The 6,891-nt window shown below is 53.1% G+C and carries 7 protein-coding genes; all 7 read left to right on the forward strand.

All coding sequences use genetic code 11. The annotated features are described in order from the left end of the window. The first annotated feature begins 395 nt into the window (after positions 1-395). Positions 396-3,626 (forward strand): ATP-binding protein, encoded by a 3,231-nt coding sequence (locus JRG72_11185; protein ID MBW2135767.1) that lies wholly within the window; start codon positions 396-398, stop codon positions 3,624-3,626. 12 nt (positions 3,627-3,638) lie between these two features. Further along, a complete protein-coding gene (locus JRG72_11190; GenBank protein MBW2135768.1) occupies positions 3,639-4,271 on the forward strand; it encodes a hypothetical protein in 633 nt (210 codons plus the stop codon). 82 nt (positions 4,272-4,353) lie between these two features. Further along, positions 4,354-4,590: a hypothetical protein gene (locus JRG72_11195; GenBank protein ID MBW2135769.1), complete on the forward strand. Its 237-nt coding sequence runs from the start codon at positions 4,354-4,356 to the stop codon at positions 4,588-4,590. Continuing rightward, a complete protein-coding gene (locus JRG72_11200; protein ID MBW2135770.1) occupies positions 4,587-4,853 on the forward strand; it encodes a type II toxin-antitoxin system RelE/ParE family toxin in 267 nt (88 codons plus the stop codon). Before JRG72_11195 ends, JRG72_11200 begins: the two co-directional genes overlap by 4 nt. 69 nt (positions 4,854-4,922) lie before the next feature. After that, on the forward strand, positions 4,923-5,114 hold the full coding sequence (locus tag JRG72_11205) for a hypothetical protein (protein MBW2135771.1): 192 nt from the start codon (positions 4,923-4,925) through the stop codon (positions 5,112-5,114). 77 nt (positions 5,115-5,191) lie between these two features. Further along, on the forward strand, positions 5,192-6,418 hold the full coding sequence (locus JRG72_11210) for a DUF1156 domain-containing protein (GenBank protein MBW2135772.1): 1,227 nt from the start codon (positions 5,192-5,194) through the stop codon (positions 6,416-6,418). Beyond that, the coding region (locus JRG72_11215) for a DUF1156 domain-containing protein (protein ID MBW2135773.1) at positions 6,415-6,891 on the forward strand (477 nt) is incomplete at its 3' end. The genes JRG72_11210 and JRG72_11215, both read left to right, overlap by 4 nt.

Raw genomic sequence — 6,891 nt, forward strand, 5'->3', positions numbered from 1 at the left:
TACCTGCAACTCTACTCTGACAACATACCAGGGACTTTCAAGGCCCAAAATTTGTTTATAAAGCTCGGTATCACGCATCAGAATCCCCTCCTCGGGGACTCTTTATATCACATCTCCACCCACGGAAAAGTCGGAAGGACCTTTTAGAATTAATCGACATAGAACTGAGTAGGGCTTTATGTAGTTTAAATCCTTTTTAATTCCTTTGAAAACCAGAAGGGGAAATTTTCAATTATTGAGCGAGCTCTTTTAATTCTATCAGCTTTTTTGTCCGACATCCCTTGCGGCTGAAGCGATAATATTTCTTGGCTATATTCATTTACGAAGCTAGTCATTAAGTGCTATAATAGATTAGCCAAATGGTGTAGCATCCCATTATGGAGGGCGAGGTATCAATGCGATCCATTCTTCAAACATGCAAGCCCCTCGATGACATTATCTCGGGAACTTTCAACCCTGAGATTTTTACTGCTAGTCTCAGCCAGGTGATGGATTATTATCAGGGAAGAACTAGCATAATTCACTCCGTATATACAGATGGACTGAAATTTTTCCGGGAAGCTACCTATCACACTGAAAATCTTAAGCTGATTCTAACAGACGTACTTGGCCGGCTGGCCGGAGATGATACTGTACCCGCTATTCATCGCCTGGAAACTGCCTTTGGGGGCGGTAAAACCCATATCCTTATTGCTCTAGCACATCTTGGTTATAAAGGGCAAGAACTCTGCGCAGCGGTTGAGGATATTATCCCCACAAGTATGCTACCCATGCCCGGTGAGGTTAAAGTGGTAGGGATTGCCGGAGATGGATTGCCGGTTCATAAACCCAAAGGTCCCGCCTTATTGCCTTATACTCTCTGGGGGGAAATTGCTTTTCAAGTTGGCGGAGAACCCCTTTACCGGGAGGTCGAGGCCGATGCGACCTCGTATGCGGCTCCGGGGAAGGATTATTTTGATGTTGTCTTAGGAGACCGTAAGGTTCTTATTATCATGGATGAGCTGGCCCAATATGCCGTCCGACTGCAGGCTGCTCGTCCAGATGGCGCCGCCAACCTGGCAGCCTTTCTTTTGGCCTTACATGGATATGCCAGAACCCATTCAGGAATCGCCGTAGTTCTTACTTTGGCAAGTGCTACCGATGCCTTTGCCAGAGAAACCGAAAGGCTGAAAAATTTAGTCTCCAAAGTCAAAGGCCAAGATATTGATGAGGAAGAAGTCATCGCCTTGACTCAAAGAGCCGAAAAAGACATCCGTAGTGTGGCAGCTCGGGATGCCACCACGATAGTTCCAATTCAAGCTGCAGAAATTTCCCGTATTCTTGCCAAAAGGTTGTTTGAGTTCATTGATCCCCAGGCGGCAGAGGAAACCGCCGCGGATTATATGAAAATGTACGAAAGCCATGCCTCTGCCTTACCGACTCGAGCCTCACAGGTTGATTTTCGCGAGATCATGGTAGCCCACTATCCCTTTCATCCCACATTCATCCGCTTTCTCACCGAAAAGGTTTCCACTATCGAGAACTTTCAGGGGACCAGGGGTGTATTACGAACGCTGGCGCTGGTGACCCGCAGCATTTGGCATCAGCGCCTCAAGATCCCCATGATTCACACCTGTCACATTCCCTTAACCGATTCAAGGATGGTGGATGAGATTCTGGGGCGAACGGCCGGAAGCGATCTGTTTCCTATTCTTAACGCCGATGTTGGCGGCCCTGATTCCGGCACCCTAAGCCTGGGCCGGAGCTATGCCCAAATGGCCGACCAGAAAAACCCTCATCCCTTAGGATATCCTTTGTATGAGTATACCTGGAAAACAGTATTCTTACATAGCCTGGTCGGTCGTTCGGAAGGGTTGGACTCTAAATATTTTGGCGTAACTGAAGCTGACGCAATCTTCGACATTGCCTTTCCAGACTTAACCCCTCCACAAATTACAATGGCTTTACAGAAAATTGAGGATATTGAGGAAGGTCCCCTATATCTGCGCTTTCAACATGGTCGCTACTTCGCCAGTTTGGAGCCTTCCATTAATAAAGTCTTGGACCAGATCCGCCGAGCCTTGACTACCGACCAGGTCGAGGCAGAATTGGCGGCCGCGGCCCGGAAGGTAGTCACCCGCCAGCAGCAAACCTTCCAGGTGGTTCACGATGTTTCATTACCAGAACACCTTCCCGATACCGACAAAAAGCCGGTTCTGGGTATGGTCGCCCTCGACGCCGAGGAAGTTAAGGCCGAAAACTTTTTTCTGACCGTAGGTCCCAACCGTCCTCGCTTCAACCAGAATCTGGTCTTTTTGCTGGTCCCGCAAACCGTGCGGGAGTCATCCGAAACCTGGGGTGAGGACAGGACAAACAGAGCCACCGAGATGCTCAATCGCCTGGAGGGACTGGCGCGCACGGTTCTGGCCATGCGCCGACTGGAGGCCAAACCAGAAAATTATGGCATCACCAGCGCCCGCCTGGTGGAGACGGAATTCAAAGCCAAGCTTAGGGAACGGGAACATGGATTAATTACGGCAATGACCCAGGCTTATGATACCCTCTGGTATCCATCAGCCTCCGGTTATATTGCTCATCGCGAAATTAAAGCGGGTCCCGGAGAAGGGGGAGCTGGAGTCATTGAAGAAGTTCGCCAGGCACTCATCGAGGAAGGAGAACTCTTAACCCCTGAGGTGGCCGCCACCTCTGAAAGACTGGTAGCTTTAGGCAAGCTCTTTTTTGAAAATACTGAGACTCCTAGTTTGGCTAGCCTGCGGACTAATTTTGCCCAGCAGCGTCATTGGCCGGTATTGGAAAGTCCCGCCCTTTTCGAGCAGATTATCAGGGCGGGAGTCAGCCGCGGCACCTGGTGCTTGTTCCGCCTGGCCAGCGGGGAGAGCGTCAAACCGGAGGAATTTTACAGCCGGGATACCGGAGACTTGCCCTTTGCTCTCGATCTCTCCGCAGAGGGCTGGTGTCTGATCACCTTGCCAGGGGCCAATAAGAGAGGTTGGGGGCCTGGCGCGGTAGATAAGGAGAAAGTCAAGGAAATCATCTATCGGACTGTGGAGCAGGGCGAGGCGGTCAAGGTAGAGGAGGTCAAGACCCGGTTGCAGGACCATTATGGCCAGGTGGATAATAAAATCATCGACGCTGAGATCAAAGATCTCCTGAAGAGTGGCAAAATCGGATCTTACCAAGGGACCCCGGAGCAGACCGAAAAACCTCCCGACCTTATTTTTGGTCGGGGCGTTATGGTAGTCAATGTTGACCCTGGCGCGATTTTAGTGCCCCCTGCCACAGTTGCCAAACGCGGCTGGCTGGATGTCACACCCCAGACTTTTACTCTGTCAGGGCGAGAGGGCGCCCAGCGCCTCCTTCCCCTGCTCTCCCGCCTGGGCAGCCTGTATGCCAAGGGAGCCAAATCCACCATCCGCGCCCTGGATCTGGTGGATTTAGAAATTCCCCCTGGCGCCCGGCTGCGGGTGACCCTGGAGAATGTAACTCCAGAGGGTATGAAGCAGTTGGATGAATTTTTTGATATTCTGGGAGGTCTGGTCCAGCCGGGGGCAGCCACGGAAGCGGACCTGGAGATTGACAATCCCGACGAATCTTGCTTATTTATTCAAGAACTCAAAAAAAGCTGAACGGACCCCGGTATGGCAAAACCGGCTAACCGGAAACCGCGGTTTGATCTTCTGGCTCATTACCAGGAGTATCTGGCCCCTCTTTTATCCCGGGCACCTTTCACACTTCGGATTACCGCCTGGCAGGATTATCCGCCCCCGGTGTTGGTGGTCAAGGAACGCCGGGAGTTCATCGGCGAGGGCAATAACCAGCGCCGGCGCCCGTCGCCTCTGCCCCGGAAAAAAACTCTGGTGGAAATCGGGCATATCTGGGGCGAGGCGCAGCGCCGCGCTTTGCCGGTCCTGCGGCAGATTGTCGCCAAGGTAAGAGACCAGGCCGATATCCCTCTGGAACTGCAACGCTATCTTACTCAGGATGGTCTGCGCCGGCAACTTAGCCTGCCCTTGGATGAAGAGGCGGGTGCCAAGCTCGGCCTGATTTTCCGCCTGCAACTCCGGGTCAAGGAATTGGACCGGGTGGAACTCCTCACCCGGCGGGTCGCCAGTTTCACGCGGGAAGAAGCAGCTTATCTGCTGTCCCGGATCACCAGTTTCGGCCCCGATGCCAACCGCTGGGCCATATCCGGGTTAAGAATCATGCTGGCGGGCCAGCCGGGAGATGCGACGGTTAGCCAGATGTTGGAGCGCTTACGAACCTCGGGATAGGTGGTTTGACGATCTCCTCGGCTTGGAGTTGCCATTGATCATTATTAACTGACCAATGCCACAGATGATAGGAGTGCCTCTGATGGAAACCAACACGTCACTCGATCAGGATTTAATGACGAAAATAAAGGTGATCATCGCCGGGCCAGACCGTGACCTCTTCACCGGCATTGTGAAAATGCTGTTTGACAGGTGTGGCGATTACCAGGATCAAGTGCTCAGCGACGAGGATAAAGCAGCCATTCAGAGAGGCAAAGAGCAGATCCAGCAAGGGGAATGTCTAACCCTGGAAGAATACCGCCAGGGCAAAAGGCTGTGAGCTATAAGCTGCTTCTGTCCAAGGATGCGATCAAGGATCTCTCTGGTATGGATCACTCGGTAGAACAGCGGATACTCAAGCGGTTAGAGGAGTTGTCCAAAAATCCCTTAAATCCCAGGACATCGAAAAAGTTGGTTATGGGTGAGGGAGAACGTTATTCGCGAGTGGGTGATTGGCGCATCATTTACCACCTCGACGAAGGCCGCCGACTCATAGAAGTTCTGGCCATCCGGCCCCGGAGCCGGGCTTACCATAAATTTTAGTTTTTTACCCTCTTGGTAGGGAAAGAGGTGGTGTCCGAATAACTATCAGTTATTTTGGGGCAATTGTCTATGACTACAATGCTGGATGAACTCCTTAATAAAATTAAGGTAATCTTGCAGGGGCCGGATGGAGAGTTGTTTTACAAGATTGTGCATACCTTTGATGCACGGCTGGAAGAAGAGTATGATACTGAGATTTTGAATCCGGAAGATTGGACCGCCATGCAGGCTGGAGAAGAAGCTGTCGCCCGAGGTGACTAGATTTCCTGGGAAGAGTTTAAACGGCAACATGATCTATGAGTCAGGCAGTCAAGTTGACCTCTCTGGAGGAGCACAACATGGCCCCCAATGATCAGCGGCTCATCGAACACGGCTTCCCATGCCACCAGGTCGGGGCGGAAACGCAGCGGGAGAGAGGTGCCAGTTCCGCCTTACCGCCCCTTTATTATTTGCATGTCTGGTGGGCCCGGCGGCCCCTGACCCCCAGCCGGGCCGCCATCCTGGCCTCGCTGTTGCCCGCTGATTATGATCCCGAACTCTTCGTGCGCCGCTTAGGGATAGAGAAGGTCCAGGCCCTGGTCAACGGCCAGCCCTGGACGCTGAACGGCAATCTCCTGGCAAAGGTGATACCGGACGGCCAAGGGGGAGAAGTGCTGCCGGTGGATGCGGTAGTTTTGAGGGCGCTTGCTAAGGAAAACCAGCGTCGCCAGGAAAATATTAATCTAATCGGACAAATAAAAATCAGTAACCCGAATCTGGCTCAAGATCCGATACTGTTGCACTGGGAGAAGGAGAGCCAACTGCTGCCGGAGCCTTTCCCCACCCCAGACGACAGACTTGAAATAACGAGGACCATGGGTGATCCGGCTGGGGCCAACGATCGAATTTTATTAGAGAAATCGTTAGGCATACGGACTTCCGAGGACAAGTATGGCTATAATCGAGCCTATACTGCCATGCAAGAGTATCAGACTGCTGACCTGACTATCTTAGACCCTACCGCGGGTGGAGGCTCAATCCCCTTTGAAGCCTTAAGACTTGGTTATCGGATGATCGCCAATGAACTTAACCCGGTGGCAGCGGTTATCCTCCATGCCACCCTGGATTATCCAGCCAGATTCGGTATTGAGCTTGCTGCCGAGATCGAACGATTTGGTAAAGAGTTGCGGCTTCCCATGGTAAAGCAAATGGAAAAATTCTTTCCAGCTTCATTCTTGCCGGAAGTCCAGCGTCAGGAATTGCATGAATTTTTAAAGGAGTGCCCAGAGATATTGCCTCAGTTCGTTGATCAGAAAGAAAAGCTTGACGGTTTTATTTATTGCCGCCAGGTGACCTGTCCCCACTGCCGGGGGGAGGCGCCGCTGCTCAACTCCTGCTGGCTCTCCAAGGAGGAAGGTGATCAATGGGGGGTGAAGATCATTACCGACGGCCGGGCCCGGCAAGGAAAGGTGCGCTTTGAGACCTACCGAGTTACCCAGGGCAGAGGGCCGGAAGGGGAAGACCCCAACCTGGCCACGGTGAAGGACGGCAAGGGCACCTGTGTCCATTGCCGGCAGGCGCGGTGAAGGACGGCAAGGGCACCTGTGTCCATTGCCGGCAGGCGATTGCCGACACCGAGATCAAGGCCCAGGCCCGCGGCGAATCGCCTCTGGGACAATGGCAGGATCGGCTCTACTGTGTGGTGGCGGTGCGCTTCGAGCCGGTGCTGGATAAACACGGCCAGCCCCAGCGGTATAAAAGCGGCCCCAAAAAAGGGCAAATCAGAACCCGCAAGGTGCGCTTCTTCCGACCCCCCAACGAGCGGGACCTGGCCGCCCTGAAGGCCGCGGAGCAGCGCCTCCAGGAAAAATGGCCGCAATGGGAGGCCCAGGGCCTGATCCCGACGGAGAAATTCCCGGAAGGCAACGACAATCGGCCCATTTATTACGGCATGCCTCGGTTCTGCGATATGTTCACCCCCCGCCAGCTCTTGGGCCACCTCACCTTAGTGGAAGGCTTGAACCAATTGAAACCCCTGATTTTGGCCGAATTGGGAGCG

Source organism: Deltaproteobacteria bacterium, from assembly GCA_019309545.1.
Taxonomy (GTDB): Bacteria; Desulfobacterota; Desulfobaccia; order Desulfobaccales; family Desulfobaccaceae; genus Desulfobacca_B.